Below are 313 nucleotides of genomic sequence, written 5' to 3'. Positions count from 1 at the left end.
CTGACCCCTCCGGAGTCGAGAAGATCTTTGGCGCTGGCGGAACTCAAGCGCGTGTTTCCAGGTATAGATCCGACACTGGAGGTGCTGCAAAGCAGGACGGTGAAGCATACGCCCGTGTCGCTACTTGATATTTATATGAGTGGGCCAATCGACTCGGATAAATGGATGTCGCTGGATGAAGAAAAACTCCCATACGATACCCTGAAGTCTCGATTCTCCCGTCTGGAACCCGATATAAGGCAGGTGTTTTCGAGTAAATTCGAAGCGTATACGAAAACACAAAAAACGGCGTGGGAGGTTCAGTTTCGGTATC

1 protein-coding gene is annotated in these 313 nt (G+C 50.2%); it reads left to right on the top strand.

The window, feature by feature from the left end:
• Positions 1-27 precede the first annotated feature (27 nt).
• Positions 28-313: hypothetical protein (locus AC0L20_RS40530; RefSeq protein WP_473295750.1), on the top strand; the 286-nt coding region annotated here is incomplete at its 3' end.

The organism is Bradyrhizobium sp. Kon58 (genome assembly GCF_055807455.1).
The sequence above is the reverse complement of the archived record's forward strand: the minus strand, read 5'-3'. Positions and strand labels throughout refer to the sequence as shown.